Source organism: Marinobacter sp. G5_S1_61_S3 (assembly GCF_054968585.1).
Window position 1 is genome coordinate 84,040 of sequence record NZ_JBQKUK010000009.1, and the last position, 16,386, is coordinate 100,425.

The following is a 16,386-nucleotide window of genomic DNA, read 5'->3' on the forward strand; positions in this document are numbered from 1 at the left end:
ACGAACCTGTTCTGTTCGGAGTTCCGGTTTACTTGACGATCGGTGACCATGCCGGTTCACGCACATCACCCTCCGAGGCCGGCAGACTATAGGCCGCTCCGCCATCCGCGGCAATTACAGTTAGTACACTGTCGCCGCCCTGCTTGGTTGCATAGATCAACATCCGGCCATTGGGCGAAACACTGGGCGACTCATCGGACTCAGTTCGAGTGAGAATCGTTTCTTCCTCCGTCTGCAAGTTAGTCCGTGCTATATGAAACGCCTTGTCTCTCTGATGCACATAGTAGACGTACTTGCCGTCATTGTCTGGCCGCGGGCGGGCATTGTAGCGGCTACCGAAGGTAATCCTGCGGGGTTCCGCACTCTCACTGGACTTGTGGTAGATCTGCGGCCCACCGGAACGATCAGACGTAAAGAAGAAACCTTCACCCGTATGATCCCAGGTGGGCTCAGTATCAATAGACCAGTGATTGGTCAGCCGCTTGAGCGAGCGACTCTGAATATCCATCTTGTAGACCTCGGCATTGCCGTCCTTCGACAGGGTCATAAGCAACGACCGACCATCCGGGCCCCATGCGGGAGCTGAATTCAAACCCCGGAAGTCCGCGATCCGCGTGCGGTTGCCCGATGAAAGCTCGTGGATATAGATTGCAGGCTTACCGGTTTCAAACGACACATAGGCAAGCCTCTTACCGTCGGGCGACCAGGCTGGTGACAAAATGGGTTCATCGCTTTCCAGCCTGACCTTGGCCCTTTTGCCATCCACGTCACTGACCTGCAGCCGATACAGGGCGTTGCCACCGGATCGCTGAAGCGTGACGTAGGCCAGCTTGGTAGAAAATGCGCCCGGCACACCGGTGATAGCCTCATAGACCTTGTCACTGATGTGGTGGGCAAGGCTCCGTGTGCTATTCACCGATGAGGACGCCGTTGCCCCAAGGATCCGCTCCTCGCGGTTCACATCGTATAACTCATACCGGGCTTCAATCTTGTCGCCGGTACGTGTCAACTGACCGACCAGAACGTAACGCTGCCCCAGAAGTCGCCAGTCGCGAAAATAGACCTCATCACCCTTTGACGGCAGGCTGAGCATTTTCTCTGGTGGCAGTGGCTTGAATTCACCGCTCATGGTGAGGTCGTCGCGGATGATACTGCTGATCTTATCGCCGGACGGCATGGTGCCGGATTCAGCGAATGGGACCACGGCGACCGGGATGGCCGAATCCGCACCCTCCGTGATTCGGATCAACAGCTCTGCGTGGGCCGCCGGACTGCTCCCTATCATCACCGCCAGCATCAGCAACCATGTCATTACCATGCCGGTTGGGGTTGTGCCTTTAGTACTCCGGTTCGTCATTTGATTTCCCATTGTCCTTATCTCAACCGCCGAGGATTGAACTCAATCGTAAACTGGCGAAAATACTTTTCAAACGTGTCCCGATCATCGGGAATCGGATAACGATTCAACGACTTAACCGCGCCCAGCGCCGAATTGTCGAATGCCGTGTTGCCACTGGTGGAGACAAGCTTTACCGAGGCAAGTTCACCAGTCGGTAGCAAAGTGATCTGAAGCCGCGCAGTCATCTCCTCGGTTGCCGATGATGGCGGATACCAGGCCTGGCTCAATCGTTCACGAATCAGCGCCTGATATTTCTGGCTTTCCGTCAGCATCTGCGCTTCGCGCGCTTTAGCGGCAGCCGCCTCCCTCTTACGGCGCTCCTCCGCCTCGCGTTCCTGCTGGGCTTCTTCCGCCAGGGCTTCCAGTTGCTGTTCTTTCAGACGCCGCTCACGCTCTTTGCGTTTGCGTTCAGCTTCCTGGCGCTCTCGCTCTTCCCTCGCCTTGCGCTCAGCTTCTTCCTTGCGGCGCTGCTCCTCCGCACGGCGTTTTTCCTCGGCGGCCTTCCGGGCAGCCTCTTCCTGGCGACGCTTTTCTTCCTCGGCCTTTTGACGTTCACGCTCCTTGGCTTCAGCAGCAGCCTTCTGGCGGGCAGCCTCTTCCGCTTTGCGCTGCTGTTCACGTTCGCGCTTCGCCGCCTCTTCCTGGCGCTGCTGTTCCTGCTTGCGCTCTTTCTCCTGCTGGATGCGGCGAGCCTCTTCCCGTTCGCGTTCCTCTTCGGCCTTTCGACGTTCGGCTTCTTCCTTACGCTTCCGCTCTTCCTCCTGCCTGCGTTCTTCATCACGATCCGGTTCATCAACCGGTTCCGTCACCGGGCTGGGTTCGGGCTCGTTCGGGGTGATCAGGCGCGCAGAAATACTGGGCGGCGGCGGATCCTCCGAGGGATTGGTCCACGTCCATCCGGCCAAGGCCACGCCCAGGATCAACCCATGCAGCAGGATTGACAGAGCCACGGGCGACTTCCAGGGCGGCTGGCCAGTGTTGGTTACATCACGCTCATGACCTCTCACAAAAACCTGCCTGCTCTGTACCTACTCATCAATGGATGGCGCTTCGGTGATCAATCCGACATTAGAAGCCCCTGCGGCCTGTAACTGAGCCATCAGTCGAACAACGGTACCGTACTCAACATGCTCATCACCCCGAACAAGCACTTCGCGGTCCGTACGCTGGGACAGGATTTTGGCGATCCGGTCGCGAATGTCCGCGAGTGACATCGGGTCACTGCTTTCATCCCCGATATCCATGAAATACGCACCATTGCTGTCCACCGATACCACAATGGATTCCACGTTCTTGTCGGACTGGATCGGCTGCGATGTGGTTTCCGGCAGATCCACTTTTACGCCTTGCGTCAGCATCGGCGCCGTCACCATAAAGATGATCAGCAGCACCAGCATGACGTCGATGTAGGGTACGACGTTGATTTCAGACATCGGCTTGCGACTTCTCGCCGGCATCATTCCCATGCCTTTCATGTTTCTGCTCTCCCGACTGGCTGTCCGTTACTGGCTGCCTTCCTCATGCGGCTGACTGCTCGCTGTTATGCACACGGCGATGGAGGATGCTCGAAAACTCATCGGCAAAGGTTTCATAGTTCTTCAGCAGCGCATCGGAAATAGCGGAGAAACGGTTATAGGCAATCACGGCGGGGATGGCCGCAAACAAGCCCATTGCCGTTGCTATCAATGCCTCGGAAATACCGGGGGCTACCGTGGCGAGGGTCGCCTGCTGAACCTGAGCCAGTCCCCGAAATGAATTCATGATGCCCCAGACCGTGCCAAACAGACCGACATAGGGGCTGGTGGAGCCGACGGTTGCAAGAAACGGCAAGTGCATCTCCAACCGCTCCTGCTCACGGGAAAACGCCACTCGCATCGCACGCTGGGTGCCTTCCATGACGGCATCGGCATCCCGGCTTTGCTGGCGCAGACGGGAAAATTCCTTGAAACCAGCCCGGAACAACGACTCCATGCCGGAGAACGGCGTCGGATTACTGTTCACTTCCCGGTAGAGCTGACCCAGGTCCATTCCGGACCAGAACCGTTCCTCGAACGCATACTGGGCCTGCTTGGCCTTGCGGAACACCTTCAGGCGCTGGAAGATCAGTGCCCAGGAGATAATGGACGCCAGGGCAAGCAACAGCATAACCAGCTGAACCAGCACACCGGCGTTGGCGATGAGATACCAAACAGAAACTTCTGACTCCACCTTTTACTCCTGGATTATTCCACTTGTGAATTGGTTTTCAGGCTGCTTTCCAGCAACTCCAGCATGTTTACCGGAAGGCGTCTTGGCCGGCCGGAATCCAGTGCTATACAGGCCACACGCACATCCGCCGAGGCCAGTACCTTGTCATCGGAGCGGCGAACAACCTGTTGACGAAAATCCATCCATACACGGCCGAACGCCACTGGCTCCGCGGTCACTCGCAACCCATCGTCGAGCCTGGCCGGAGCACCGTAGTGAATCGACAGGCGCTGGACAACGTAACTGATGTTATCCGCCAGACCGGCGCGAAGCCCGACACCCTTGTGACGAACCCACTCCGTACGGGCACGCTCCATATAGTGCAGGTACTTCGCGTGGTATACGATACCGCCGGCGTCGGTATCCTCGATGTACACGCGAACCGCCAACCCGACCGATGAATCATAACGCTCAGTCAAACAGGTCCTCCCGTTCCGGACCGGATGGCACGACACCAAAATGCTGGTAGGCATTGGACGTCACCATACGCCCACGGGGCGTACGTACCATGAAACCCTGCTGAATCAGGAACGGCTCAAGAACGTCTTCGATAGTGCCTCGTTCTTCACTGATCGCCGCTGCCAGACTTTCGACACCGACCGGGCCACCATCAAACTTTTCAATCATCGCCAAAAGCAGGCGCCGGTCCATGTGATCAAACCCCTGGGCGTCCACTTTCAGCATGTTCAGTGCCTGGTCCGCAATGGACTCACTAATGCTGCCATCCGCTTTTACCTCAGCAAAGTCACGCACTCTGCGTAGCAGGCGGTTGGCAATACGGGGTGTTCCCCGGGAACGACGGGCAATTTCGTAAGCACCGCCGTTGTCGATAGAGACCGATGACAATCGCGCGGAACGGAGAATAATATCCGTCAGATCCTTGGTGTTATAGAACTCAAGGCGCTGGACGATGCCGAAACGATCCCGCAGCGGCGACGTCAGAAGCCCGGCGCGTGTCGTCGCACCCACCAGGGTAAAGGGGGGCAGGTCCAGTTTGATGGAGCGGGCCGCCGGGCCCTCTCCAATCATGATATCCAGTTGGTAGTCTTCCATCGCCGGGTAGAGCACTTCTTCCACGGCGGCGCTGAGACGATGAATTTCATCAATGAAGAGGACATCACCCTCTTCGAGGTTGGTCAGCATGGCGGCCAGATCACCGGCTTTTTCCAACACCGGGCCGGATGTGGTCTTAATGGACACACCCATTTCATTGGCAATGATGTTGGCGAGCGTGGTCTTGCCCAGCCCCGGCGGACCAAAGATCAGCACATGATCCAATGCCTCCTGGCGACCTCGCGCGGCGGAAATGAAGATTTCCATCTGCTCCCGCACAGCCGGCTGACCAACATAGTCCGCAAGCACACCGGGACGGATCGCTCGATCCTGCACTTCCTCATATTGTCCGGCCTGGGCTGTAATCAGGCGATCCGATTCAATCATTGAACTACCCGCTCAGAGGAAATCAACAACATGCCTGTACACTCGTATCGGGTTCATTATGCCCCAATTGTACAAACGGCGCTTTTGCTGTCACGTTACGCTCTCTACACATATGGGGCCAGGATGCGATTAATGACACTCTTTTAATCAGCCCGTTACCCATTAGTTGGCAGGAATCATTGCCCGTAGCGCCAACCGAATCAATTCCTGGCTCGACATGTTCTCTTCCGCCACTTTGCTGATCGCCTTGGACGCCTCCTGTGGCTTGTACCCCAGGGCAATCAGTGCGGCTTCCGCCTCTTCCCTGGGGTCATGACCTGCAGCAATGCTCGCGTTGGCTGAGTCGGAGGTAACCGTCGCATTTGGCGACGCTGGCGTGAACTGCCCTTCAAGTTGCCCTATACGATCTGTCATTTCAATAAGCAGGCGTTCGGCGGTTTTCTTGCCAACACCGGGAAGCTTGACCAGGGCATTAGCATCGCGAGCCTCAACGCAGCGGATAAACTGATTCGCATCCAACCCCGACAGAATCCCGGCGGCAAGCTTGGGACCAACCCCATTAACCTTGATCAGCAACCGGAACAGGTCCCGGTCCAGCCGTGAAGAGAAGCCGTAGAGGCTCTGGGCGTCCTCGCGAACAACAAAGTGGGTGTGGAGAACCAGCTCGTCGCCGGTTTCAGGAAGGTTAAAGAAGGTGGTGTAGGGAATATCGACTTCATACCCCAGGCCGGCGCATTCCACCAATGCCTGGGCGGGGGATTTTTCAATCAGGATGCCTCGGATACGACCAATCAACGGGTTTCTCCCTGGACTTCAATGAGTCTGGTTATTTCTTCGGACCCGGCCACTTCGCACTTTCCCGCCACCTCCGGACGCCAGCCGGGCAACGCTCTGGCTCATGTGGGCGTGGCACAGCGCAATCGCCAGGGCGTCTGCCGCGTCGGCCTGCGGCTTGCGAGACAGGGCCAGCAACACCTGGACCATATGCTGGACCTGGGACTTATCAGCGCCGCCTTTACCCACCACCGCCTGCTTGACCTGGCGGGCGGAATACTCGTGAACCGGCAAACCGCTGTTGGCGGCCGCTACAATCGCCGCTCCCCTGGCCTGCCCCAACTTCAGCGCTGAATCCGGGTTACGGGCCATGAATACCTGCTCGATGGCGAATTCTTCAGGGCGGTATTCGCCAATGAGCGTTGCCAGACTATGGAAGATGGTTTGCAGGCGTTCCGCCATGGGCTTCTCGCCGACCCGGATGCATCCACTGTCAATATATTCGATCACCCGGCCCTCGGCCCGGACAATGCCGTAACCGGTAATGCGTGACCCTGGGTCCACCCCCATGATTATCGACACGTTGCGCCCTTATTGATGGAGTGCCTCCATCACGTCCGCCGATATATCGGCGTTGTGATAGACATTCTGCACATCGTCCAGGTCTTCCAGCATATCGATGAGCTTGAGGATGGGCTCTGCGCCCTCCTCATCCAGCTCTACAGTGGTTGAGGGCACCATAGTGACTTCTGCGTTATCGGGTATCAGGCCGGACTCCACCAGGGACTGTTTAACATCGAGGAACTGATCTGGCACGGTGACTATCTCGAAAGAGCCGTCGCCGAGCGTCGCCAGGTCCTCGGCACCGGCAACCAGGGCCGCTTCCATCAGCCGGTCTTCGTCCATCTCCGGGCTGTAGCTGATAATACCCTGCTTACTGAACAGATACGCTACCGAACCGTCAGTGCCGAGATTACCACCCATCTTGTTCAGGGCGTGACGAATGTCGGCCACAGTGCGGTTGCGGTTATCCGTCATGACTTCCACAAAGATAGCAACGCCACCGGGACCGTACCCTTCGTAGGTCAGTTCCTCGTAATTGCTGTCGTCACCATCCCCGGCACCCCGCTCAACGGCGCGCTCGATAGTGTCCTTCTTCATGTTGGCGGTGAGGGCCTTGTCGATCACGCCCCGCAATCGCGGATTGTCATCCGGGTTTCCCCCGCCCTGACGGGCCGCCACCGTCAACTCGCGAATGATCTTGGTGAAAATCTTACCGCGTTTGGCGTCCTGAGCCGCTTTACGGTGCTTGATGTTGGCCCATTTACTGTGTCCAGCCATAATCAACTCCGTTCAGTCGCGGAGCACACATAGGGGTGTGCTCCGGCATTGCGTTACTCGCCTGCCTGGGTGTCTTCCTTACTTTCGCCGGCCTTAGCCACGGGCTTGCGGCGGCGAATATGAAGCTCACGCAACTGCTTGTCGTCCACTTCTCCGGGAGCCTGTGTCATCAGACAGGTGGCGCTCTGGGTTTTCGGGAACGCAATCACATCACGGATAGAACTGGCACCGGTCATCAGCATGATCAACCGGTCCAGACCAAACGCCAGGCCACCATGGGGAGGGCAACCGTATTTCAGCGCATCCAGCAGGAACCCGAACTTGGCTCGTGCTTCTTCGTGCTCAATACCCAGGGTACGGAACACGCTTTCCTGCATTTTTTCGTCATGAATACGGATGGAACCGCCACCGAGCTCGGTGCCATTGAGCACCATGTCGTAGGCGCGGGACAATGCCGTCGCCGGTGACGCTTCCAGCTCGTCACCAGAACAGGATGGCGCCGTGAACGGATGGTGAATCGCAGTCAGGCTTCCGTCAGATGTTTCCTCGAACATCGGGAAGTCCACCACCCACATCGGCGCCCACTCGGACGTCAGCATGTTCAGGTCGTGGCCGACCTTGATGCGAAGCGCGCCCAGGGCTTCGTTGACCACGTTGGTCTTATCGGCGCCGAAGAACACGATATCGCCATCTTCCGCACCGGAGCGCTCGATGACAGCCTGCGCAACATCGTCACCCAGGAATTTGATGATCGGCGACTGCAGGCCTTCAACGCCCTTGGAAGTATCATTGACCTTGATGTAGGCCAGCCCCTTGGCACCGTAGATACCCACGTACTTGGTGTAGTCGTCGATCTGTTTGCGGGTCAGCTCGCCGCCCTTCGGAACACGTAGTGCTGCTACGCGGCCCTTGGGGTCATTAGCCGGACCGGCAAACACCTTGAAGTCAACGCCCGCAACCAGATCACCCACGTCAACCAGCTCAAGCGGGATACGCAGGTCCGGCTTGTCGCTGCCATAACGCTGCATTGCCTCGGCGTACGGCATGCGCGGGAATTCAGGCAGATCCACTTCCAGAACATCCTTGAACAGCGAACGAATCATGTTCTCGTTCAGGGTCATCAAGGTCTCCTCGTCGATGAACGAGGCCTCGATGTCAATCTGCGTGAATTCCGGCTGACGGTCGGCACGCAGGTCTTCGTCGCGGAAACACTTGGCGATCTGGTAATAGCGATCCACACCGGACACCATCAGCAATTGCTTGAAAAGCTGCGGGGACTGGGGAAGTGCAAAGAAGGAGCCTTCATGGGTGCGGCTTGGCACCAGGTAGTCACGTGCGCCTTCCGGAGTGGCGCGGGTCAGGATAGGCGTCTCCACATCCATAAAGCCGTTGCTATCCAGAAAGTTGCGAATATAGCTGGTCACCCTGGAACGGAAACGCAGTCGGTTCAGCATTTCCGGGCGACGCAGGTCCACAAAGCGATACTTCAGGCGAACGTCTTCACCGACATCCACATGCTCATCTAGCGGGAACGGAGGCGTTGCAGCGGCATTCAGGATGGATAACTGCTTACCCAGCAGCTCAACCTGCCCCGTCGGCATGTTGGCGTTTTCGGTACCAGCGGGACGACGGCGCACACGGCCGGTCACCTGAATAACGAATTCACTGCGGACCTTCTCCGCCAGATTGAAGCTCTCTGGGGTATCCGGATCGAACACGACCTGGGAAATACCGTCCCGATCGCGAAGGTCCAGAAAGATCACCCCACCGTGATCGCGGCGACGATGAACCCAACCGCAAAGAGTAACTTCCTGATCGATGTGAGATTCGTTGATTCCACCGCAATAATGACTGCGCATACCGGTTCCCGTTGTATCTGATGTGTGCGTAAAAGTTTGCAAAAATGGTTCTGGCGGACCCTACTGCAAAAGCGGCCCATTATAAACACAATGAACGGGAAAATCAGGCTTCCATCACCGTGGGTGACGGTAAAACATTTGGCCGCTAGAATGGGCCGATTTACCGCCCTATGGAGCCGCCCTTGTCAGCCCGAGCCGAACAGAAACTCCGCACTCGCCGTGCCCTGATGGACGCCGCCCTTGCTCAGCTCAGTGCGGACCGGGGCTTTGGCAGCCTGAGCCTGCGGGAAGTGGCAAGGGAAGCTGGCATTGCGCCGACATCGTTCTACCGGCACTTTTCCGAGCTCGACGAGCTGGGGCTTGCCCTGGTGGACGAAGGCGGTGTCGCCCTGCGACAACTCATGCGCCAGGCACGCAAGCGAATTGCACGAAACGGCAGCGCCATCAGCACCTCGGTGGACACCTTCATGGAGTATCTTGGCAACAACTCCAATCTGTTTCGTCTGATGCTGAGGGAAAGCACCGGGGTATCAAAACCCTTCCGCACCGCCATCAAAGCTGAAATCGACCACTTTGTGACCGAACTGGCTGCAGATCTGGCGCGCATCGCGGATGAAGAGAATCGCCCCCTATCCGACTCCAAACTGGTGGCAGACGCCATGGTGACACTGGTGTTTAACCAAGGCGCCGAGGCGCTTGACGCAACACCACCGGAAAAGGAAGCCTTGAAGGACAAACTGAAAACCGAGCTCAGGATGATCCTCGTTGGATCACGCACCATCGCCCGGCACAAACGCTAAGCTACCCGGCTTTGCCGGAAGAGATTGCTACGCCACTATTTGCGAGAGCCGACCCAGCAACGGCTTCAGTTGTTCGCTTATTCTGGCCAGATCGCTGACACTGTAGGGCTTCGGCGGAAGTTTGCCCCAGACCGGGCCCGGCCAGGCAGAGTCGCCGTCAAAACGCACGATATGATGAAGGTGAAGTTGCGGCACCATGTTACCCAACGCCGCAACATTGAGCTTATCCCCACCGAACAATTCCATCATGCCCTCCCCAAGAAGGGACGATTCCGCCAGCAGCTGCCGCTGTTGCTCCGGAGCCAGCTGATAGATCTCCCGCACACTGCCAACCCTTGGTACCAGAAGGATCCAGGGCCAGTTGCTGTCGTTCATCAGCCGAATTTCACACAGCTTGCTCTGTCCGAGGCTGACTGTGTCAGCTTCCAGACGCTCGTGCAGAACAAACGGCGACTCCGCCCCACTCATATTAACCTCCGTGGAACTGGTTCCGGCCACGGCCAATGGCGTAGTAGATCATACCGTGGCGCTCAAGCATTTCAGGTTCGTACAGGTTGCGCCCGTCAAACACGACAGGCTCCTTCAGGTTTGCGGCTATGGCTTCGAAATCCGGAGAGCGGAACTCCTTCCACTCGGTACAGATGGCCAGCACATCGGCCCCTTTCAGCGCCTGCTCCTTGGTGCCGCAGAGGGTTAACCCTGGCTGATCGCCAAAGATACGCTGGGTCTCTTCCATGGCTTCCGGGTCAAAGGCCTGCACGCTCGCTCCGGCCTTCCAGAGGTCCTGCATCAGGGCTCGGGACGATGCTTCACGCATATCGTCGGTGTTGGGCTTGAATGCCAACCCCCAGATCGCGACGACCTTGCCCTTCAGGTTGCCACCGAAGTAATGACTGATCTTGTCGAACAACACGTGCTTCTGGGCATTGTTCACGGCTTCCACGGCGTTCAACAGGCGGGAGTCGTAGTCACAATCCCTGGCTGTGCGGGTCAATGCCTGGACATCTTTCGGGAAACAGGAGCCGCCGTAACCGCAACCGGGGTAAATAAAGTGGTAGCCGATGCGGGGGTCGGAACCAATGCCACGACGCACATTTTCTATATCGGCCCCCAAACGCTCCGCCAGGTTGGCTATTTCATTCATGAAACTGATCTTGGTGGCCAGCATGGAGTTGGCTGCGTACTTGGTCAGTTCCGCAGACCGGATGTCCATGAAAATCATGCGGTCGTGGCTACGATTGAACGGGTAGTAGACCTCATGCAGCAACTCTTTGGCCCGCTCACTGTCGGTGCCAACGATAATGCGGTCGGGCTTCATGAAATCGGTAATGGCCGCGCCTTCCTTAAGAAACTCAGGGTTGGACACGACATCGAAGTCCAGCTCCAGCCCGCGCTTGTCCAGCTCGGAACGCACCGCAGCCTTGACCCTGTCGCCAGTACCAACCGGCACGGTGGACTTGTCCACCACCACCTTGTAGTCATCCATATATTGGCCAATGGAGCGCGCCACGGCGGTCACATACTGCAGGTCGGCGGAACCGTCTTCATCAGGCGGTGTACCCACTGCAATGAACTGCAGAGACCCATGGGCCACGGCTTCTTGGGTATCGGTGGTGAACGCCAGGCGGCCTGCCTCGACCGTATGCTTTACGATGGACTCGAGGCCAGGCTCATAAATCGGTATATGGCCGTTCCTAAGCTTATCAATCTTGCCCTGATCCACATCCATACACAGAACGTGATGACCCACATCGGCCAGACAGGCACCCGTGACAAGACCAACGTAACCTGTGCCAAAAATAGTAATTTTCATCCTTTAAAACCCTGATGTCTGCAATTTATGGTTGGTATTCGATGTGCGGCCTCTCAGCCCTGCTTATCCTGCCAGATCCTCTCCCAGGCCAGGGCTGTGCCGACGATGGTATCCAGGTCGTCGTAATCCGGCTGCCAGCCCAGTACCTTTTTGATTCGCGAGTTGTCAGCCATCAGCGCGGCTGGGTCCCCTGCCCGACGGCCGGTTTCCTGCACCGGAAAGTCGTTGCCTGACTGGCGCTTGACCACATCAATAACTTCGCGGACGGTAAACCCACGCCCGTAGCCACAGTTCAGCACCCGTGACTCACCTCCACCGGCCATATACTCCAACGCCATCACATGAGCCTTGGCCAGGTCTTCCACGTGGATGTAGTCGCGGATGCAGGTACCGTCACGGGTGTCGTAGTCGGTGCCAAACACGCTCATGCCATCGCGCTTGCCCGTCACACACTCACACGCAACCTTGATCAGGTGCGTAGCTTCAGGCGTTGCCTGACCCAGCAAACCGTCCGGATTGGCCCCAGCTACGTTGAAGTAACGCAGGATCACGTAATTGAGGGATGACGCGGCAGCCAGATCCATGATCATCCGCTCGCTCATCATCTTTGAGGCGCCATAGGGATTGATCGGCGCCAGCGGAAGATCTTCCGTCAGTACGGTTTCCTCTGGCATGCCATAAACGGCAGCCGTCGACGAAAACACCATGTAAGGTACCTGGTGTTCTTCTACTGCCTTCAGCAAATTCAGCGTGTTACGGGTATTGTTGCTGTAGTACTTGAGGGGGTTCTCGACCGATTCCGGCACCACGATATTGGCGGCGAAATGCAGCACGGCTTCAAAGCGGTGCTGGCTGAAAAGGTCCGCAATGGCCTGTTCATCGGCGAGGTCTCCGATCACAAGCTCACCACAGGTGACCGCCCAACGGTATCCGGTGGACAGGTTATCGAAAACAACAATGTCGTGTCCGGCTTCGCCCAGTTGCCTTACGACATGACTACCTATATACCCGGCTCCGCCGGTTACCAGAACTTTCATGATCGATCGTCACTCCTTCCCTGAAAACAGTTGCCTCCGGCGGCGGATGTCGGCCCGCCGACGCGTGAAGAATTCGCTGATAACATGGCTGCACTGATCCGCCAGAACACCTCCGACAGACTCAACACGCCAGTTGAGATGTGGCTCGTTCAGTGTTTGCCGAGCCGACACCACGGCACCCGCCTTCGGTTCCGCCGCACCGTACACCAAACGACTGATGCGGCTGTGCACAATGGCGCCCACACACATGGTGCACGGCTCAAGGGTGACGTAAAGCGTGGCACCCGGCAACCGGTAATTGCCCGCACGTCTTGCCGCGTCCCGCAGGGCGCGTATTTCAGCATGAGCTGTGGGGTCGCATCCACTGATCGGTGCATTATAGCCAGCTCCGATTTCCCGTCCATCCAGCACGACCACTGCACCAACTGGCACCTCACCAGCGGCTCCGGCCTGACGGGCCAGCTGCAGCGCACGCTTCATCCAGGAATAATCAACATCAGTGCCAGCCATAATGCCTGCCCGGTCACACCCCTCTGTTCGTCACGTCAGCGCTCGACAAAACGGGGTATGCAACCTATTAAAACAAAAGATTTATTGAGGGATGATTAAAGGGTGCAGCAACAATATCTGAGGCGGCATAATTTGTACCATCATCAACCAGGCGACATATTACCAAAGTTGGAAACGAGTGCGCGAATACCTGAATTCGCGTCTATTCAGCAGATTTCATCATTGCCTGGCATTCAGTTTAGAGTAAAAGCACGCCAACCCGGAACTTTCATTACCTCACAATGTCCACAGCATCGTGACGTACGATTACAATAAAGGTCTTCCCGAATGACAGGAGTCGTTCTCATGAGCCTACCTGCATCCCTGACAGCTGCAGTCGTCGTTCTACTCGGCACCACGCAAGCCTCCCTTGCGCAAAACAATTTGCAATCTTCACTACCGGAAGGTGCCGGCAAAGCATTGGTTGAGAAAGCCTGCACGGCCTGCCATGGCGTCTCCACCATCAAGCGCTCAGCTGGCTATAGCTCACCCGAAGAGTGGCGACGGGTTTTCTCTACCATGATTGACCTGCAGGATGAGCAGGCCACCAGGATCGCCAATTATCTGGCCCAACACTTTCCGGAAGACCCCAGCAGGCGACCAACACTGGTTCCGGGAAACGTCGACATTGAGATTACCGAATGGACAACACCTACCCTTGGTCAGCGCACTCGGGACCCGATTGAAGCACCAGACGGCTCTATCTGGTGGACAGGTATGTGGGCGAGCCTGGTTGGAAAACTGAACCCGAATACTGGCGAAATGAAAGAATACAATTTACCGCCATCAGCCCGGCCACACTCCATTGTCCCTGATGAGGATGGCAACATCTGGTACACCGGAAACAGCAACGCCACTATCGGGAAGCTGAATCCGGACACCGGCAATATCACTGAATATGAAACGCAGGCCAAAGACCCTCACTCTGCCGTGTTTCATCCCAACGGCAACCTGTATTTCACGGCTCAGCACGCGGCCATGCTGGGCCGACTGGATCCTGAAACCGGTGTATTGAAGGAAGTGAACACTGAAGCCAGGCCCTATGGAATCAAGGTAGATTCCAACGGCACCGTTTGGATTGCCTACAATGGCACGAACAAGATTGGCGCCATGAACCCGAACACTATGGAGGTTCGTTATTACAACCTGCCGGATAAACGAACCCGAGTACGTCGACTTGACCTGGATAGCCAAGGCAACGTTTGGTACGTCAATTCAACGAGGGGAAAAATCGGCCGACTGAACCCGGATACCGGCGCAATCACCGAATGGGATTCCCCCAGCGGCACGGACTCTCATCCTTACGCATTGGCCGTCATCGACGACATTATCTGGTACAACGAATCGGGCATGCGACCTGATGCACTCGTCAGATTCGACCCGAAAGCCGAGACCTTTCAAAGCTGGGCCATTCCCTCGGGAGTTGGGATCATTCGCAATGTTTGGGTGACTGAAGAAGAAAACCTGCTAATCCATCAAAGCAGCACCAATCAGGTCGGGTTGGTCAGAATTAACTGACCAACCCGACCAGCATACCGGTCACTCCCACTCGATGGTTGCCGGCGGCTTGGAGGAAACGTCGTAGGTTACCCGGGACACACCTTCAATTTCATTGATGATGCGATTGGATACCGTTTCCAGCAGATCGTACGGCAGGTGTGCCCAACGGGCGGTCATGAAATCGATGGTTTCCACTGCGCGCAATGCCACCACGTATTCATAGCGTCGGGCATCACCTACCACTCCAACCGATTTGACGGGCAGGAAGACCGCAAATGCCTGACTGGTTTTGTGGTAAAAGTCAGCACGGTGCAACTCTTCCAGGAAAATAGCATCAGCCCGACGGAGGATTTCGGCGTATTCCTTCTTCACTTCACCCAGAATCCGCACGCCCAGGCCGGGCCCGGGGAATGGGTGGCGATACACCATGTCGTAAGGCAGTCCAAGCTCCAGGCCAATACGGCGAACCTCGTCCTTGAACAGTTCCCGCAGCGGCTCCACCAGCTTCATTTTCATGGTTTCCGGCAGACCACCCACATTATGGTGGGATTTAATAACATGGGCTTTACCGGTCTTGGAGGCTGCGGATTCAATGACATCCGGGTAGATGGTGCCTTGGGCCAGCCAGTTCACATCGCGGATGTTGGCGGCTTCTTCGTCGAACACATCAATGAAGGTGTTGCCAATGATCTTGCGCTTCTGCTCAGGATCATCAACACCCTTGAGCTTGGACAGGAACAGGTCTTCGGCATCAACGCGAATAACCTTCACACCCATGTTGCTGGCGAACATATCCATCACCTGATCGCCTTCGTTCAGGCGTAACAGGCCGTTGTCCACGAACACACAGGTCAACTGGTCGCCGATGGCTTTGTGAAGCAGCGCAGCGGTAACGGAAGAATCCACACCACCAGACAGACCCAGAAGCACCTTGCCACTGCCCACCTGGTTACGGATCTGTTCCACCGCATCGTCAACAATCTTGGCTGGCGTCCACAGAGCCTCGCACTGGCAGATGTTGAGAATGAAGTGCTCCAGGATGCGCTTGCCCTGCAGGGTATGGGTCACTTCCGGGTGGAACTGGACGCCGTAGAGGTTACGCGACGTATCCTGCATGGCCGAAATCGGCGCACTCTCCGTTGATGCCAGCAGTTCGAAGCCCTCCGGCATCACCACAACCTTGTCGCCATGGCTCATCCACACATCCAGCAAAGATTCGCCGGTTGCCGTGAGATGGTCTGTAATATCTTTCAGCAAAGGCCCCTTGGCCCGCACTTTGACCTGGGCATAGCCAAATTCCCGCTTCTCGGAACTGGCAACACGACCGCCCAGCTGCTCGGCCATGGTCTGCATGCCATAACAAATGCCCAGAACCGGAATCCCTTTTTCGAACAGGCCTTCCGGCGCACGAGGGCCACCCAGTTGAGTCACGGACTCGGGGCCGCCTGCGAGAATGATACCTTTGGGATTGAACTCTTTCAGTTCCTCATCGGTAATATCAAAGGCCTTGATCTCACAATAGACCCCAATTTCCCGAACGCGGCGCGCGATGAGCTGGGTGTACTGGGAACCGAAATCGAGAATCAGAATACGGTGGTCGTGGATGTTATGGGCCATGAAATCCTCG

General features: G+C 56.8%; 17 protein-coding genes. 2 read left to right on the forward strand and 15 right to left on the reverse strand.

The features are described 5' to 3' along the window. Positions 1-28: 28 nt before the first annotated feature. The 10 genes from tolB to aspS all read right to left on the reverse strand — a co-directional run bounded on the left by tolB (position 29) and on the right by aspS (position 9,060). Positions 29-1,312, reverse strand: coding sequence for a Tol-Pal system beta propeller repeat protein TolB (tolB, locus tag ACTRWH_RS10440; protein WP_136633071.1), 1,284 nt, complete (start codon positions 1,310-1,312; stop codon positions 29-31). Positions 1,313-1,374: 62 nt separating this feature from the next. Then, positions 1,375-2,349, reverse strand: a complete 975-nt coding sequence (gene tolA / locus ACTRWH_RS10445; protein ID WP_036205360.1) for a cell envelope integrity protein TolA — start codon at positions 2,347-2,349, stop codon at positions 1,375-1,377. Between the two features lie 78 nt (positions 2,350-2,427). Continuing rightward, on the reverse strand, positions 2,428-2,874 hold the full coding sequence (tolR, locus tag ACTRWH_RS10450; RefSeq protein WP_036205359.1) for a protein TolR: 447 nt from the start codon (positions 2,872-2,874) through the stop codon (positions 2,428-2,430). 43 nt (positions 2,875-2,917) lie between these two features. Next, the gene (tolQ, locus tag ACTRWH_RS10455) at positions 2,918-3,607 is read right to left on the reverse strand and encodes a protein TolQ (protein ID WP_007152467.1); all 690 of its coding nucleotides are present in this window, start codon (positions 3,605-3,607) and stop codon (positions 2,918-2,920) included. Between the two features lie 14 nt (positions 3,608-3,621). Then, positions 3,622-4,065 carry a YbgC/FadM family acyl-CoA thioesterase gene (locus ACTRWH_RS10460; protein WP_091641305.1) on the reverse strand — a complete coding sequence of 148 codons (444 nt, stop codon included), beginning with the start codon at positions 4,063-4,065 and terminating at the stop codon, positions 3,622-3,624. Continuing rightward, a complete protein-coding gene (gene ruvB, locus ACTRWH_RS10465; RefSeq protein WP_317305583.1) occupies positions 4,058-5,086 on the reverse strand; it encodes a Holliday junction branch migration DNA helicase RuvB in 1,029 nt (342 codons plus the stop codon). The genes ACTRWH_RS10460 and ruvB overlap by 8 nt, the downstream gene beginning before the upstream one ends. Positions 5,087-5,248: 162 nt before the next feature. After that, complete coding sequence (ruvA, locus tag ACTRWH_RS10470; protein WP_075196204.1) at positions 5,249-5,881, reverse strand: Holliday junction branch migration protein RuvA; 633 nt, start codon at positions 5,879-5,881, stop codon at positions 5,249-5,251. A gap of 18 nt (positions 5,882-5,899) precedes the next feature. Then, entirely contained in the window at positions 5,900-6,442 is a 543-nt protein-coding gene (ruvC, locus tag ACTRWH_RS10475) for a crossover junction endodeoxyribonuclease RuvC (RefSeq protein WP_379865252.1), read from the reverse strand. Positions 6,443-6,451: 9 nt separating this feature from the next. Further along, on the reverse strand, positions 6,452-7,201 hold the full coding sequence (locus ACTRWH_RS10480; RefSeq protein ID WP_036205347.1) for a YebC/PmpR family DNA-binding transcriptional regulator: 750 nt from the start codon (positions 7,199-7,201) through the stop codon (positions 6,452-6,454). A gap of 53 nt (positions 7,202-7,254) precedes the next feature. Next, on the reverse strand, positions 7,255-9,060 hold the full coding sequence (aspS, locus tag ACTRWH_RS10485) for an aspartate--tRNA ligase (protein WP_036205346.1): 1,806 nt from the start codon (positions 9,058-9,060) through the stop codon (positions 7,255-7,257). 182 nt (positions 9,061-9,242) lie between these two features. Here aspS and fabR point away from each other — a divergent pair, with 182 nt between their 5' ends. Then, positions 9,243-9,860 (forward strand): HTH-type transcriptional repressor FabR, encoded by a 618-nt coding sequence (fabR, locus tag ACTRWH_RS10490; protein ID WP_075196207.1) that lies wholly within the window; start codon positions 9,243-9,245, stop codon positions 9,858-9,860. A gap of 27 nt (positions 9,861-9,887) precedes the next feature. On the opposite strand, the gene ACTRWH_RS10495 is transcribed toward fabR, so the two are convergent. The 4 genes from ACTRWH_RS10495 to tadA are packed head-to-tail and all read right to left on the reverse strand — an operon-like array spanning position 9,888 to position 13,220. Beyond that, positions 9,888-10,328 carry an HIT domain-containing protein gene (locus tag ACTRWH_RS10495; RefSeq protein ID WP_041334301.1) on the reverse strand — a complete coding sequence of 147 codons (441 nt, stop codon included), beginning with the start codon at positions 10,326-10,328 and terminating at the stop codon, positions 9,888-9,890. Between the two features lies 1 nt (position 10,329). Next, the gene (locus tag ACTRWH_RS10500) at positions 10,330-11,673 is read right to left on the reverse strand and encodes a UDP-glucose dehydrogenase family protein (RefSeq protein ID WP_036205341.1); all 1,344 of its coding nucleotides are present in this window, start codon (positions 11,671-11,673) and stop codon (positions 10,330-10,332) included. A gap of 53 nt (positions 11,674-11,726) precedes the next feature. Beyond that, positions 11,727-12,710 carry a UDP-glucose 4-epimerase GalE gene (gene galE / locus ACTRWH_RS10505; protein WP_091641313.1) on the reverse strand — a complete coding sequence of 328 codons (984 nt, stop codon included), beginning with the start codon at positions 12,708-12,710 and terminating at the stop codon, positions 11,727-11,729. Positions 12,711-12,719: 9 nt separating this feature from the next. Further along, positions 12,720-13,220: a tRNA adenosine(34) deaminase TadA gene (gene tadA, locus ACTRWH_RS10510; RefSeq protein ID WP_041334295.1), complete on the reverse strand. Its 501-nt coding sequence runs from the start codon at positions 13,218-13,220 to the stop codon at positions 12,720-12,722. A 345-nt stretch (positions 13,221-13,565) separates the two neighbouring features. Here tadA and ACTRWH_RS10515 point away from each other — a divergent pair, with 345 nt between their 5' ends. Further along, positions 13,566-14,777, forward strand: a complete 1,212-nt coding sequence (locus ACTRWH_RS10515) for a virginiamycin B lyase family protein (protein ID WP_228301344.1) — start codon at positions 13,566-13,568, stop codon at positions 14,775-14,777. Between the two features lie 21 nt (positions 14,778-14,798). Here the strand turns inward: ACTRWH_RS10515 and guaA are convergent, their stop codons facing one another. Further along, entirely contained in the window at positions 14,799-16,376 is a 1,578-nt protein-coding gene (gene guaA, locus ACTRWH_RS10520) for a glutamine-hydrolyzing GMP synthase (protein WP_036205338.1), read from the reverse strand. Positions 16,377-16,386: the final 10 nt, after the last annotated feature.

Excerpts from the sequence above, each read along its gene's own strand:
- tolB (WP_136633071.1), bottom strand. The coding sequence starts at position 1,312 with ATGACATGGTTGCTGATGCTGGCGGTGATGATAGGGAGCAGTCCGGCG.
- tolR (WP_036205359.1), bottom strand. The coding sequence starts at position 2,874 with ATGAAAGGCATGGGAATGATGCCGGCGAGAAGTCGCAAGCCGATGTCT.
- ruvB (WP_317305583.1), bottom strand. The coding sequence starts at position 5,086 with ATGATTGAATCGGATCGCCTGATTACAGCCCAGGCCGGACAATATGAG.
- ACTRWH_RS10480 (WP_036205347.1), bottom strand. The coding sequence starts at position 7,201 with ATGGCTGGACACAGTAAATGGGCCAACATCAAGCACCGTAAAGCGGCT.
- aspS (WP_036205346.1), bottom strand. The coding sequence starts at position 9,060 with ATGCGCAGTCATTATTGCGGTGGAATCAACGAATCTCACATCGATCAG.
- ACTRWH_RS10495 (WP_041334301.1), bottom strand. The coding sequence starts at position 10,328 with ATGAGTGGGGCGGAGTCGCCGTTTGTTCTGCACGAGCGTCTGGAAGCT.
- ACTRWH_RS10500 (WP_036205341.1), bottom strand. The coding sequence starts at position 11,673 with ATGAAAATTACTATTTTTGGCACAGGTTACGTTGGTCTTGTCACGGGT.
- galE (WP_091641313.1), bottom strand. The coding sequence starts at position 12,710 with ATGAAAGTTCTGGTAACCGGCGGAGCCGGGTATATAGGTAGTCATGTC.
- tadA (WP_041334295.1), bottom strand. The coding sequence starts at position 13,220 with ATGGCTGGCACTGATGTTGATTATTCCTGGATGAAGCGTGCGCTGCAG.
- ACTRWH_RS10515 (WP_228301344.1), top strand. The coding sequence starts at position 13,566 with ATGAGCCTACCTGCATCCCTGACAGCTGCAGTCGTCGTTCTACTCGGC.
- guaA (WP_036205338.1), bottom strand. The coding sequence starts at position 16,376 with ATGGCCCATAACATCCACGACCACCGTATTCTGATTCTCGATTTCGGT.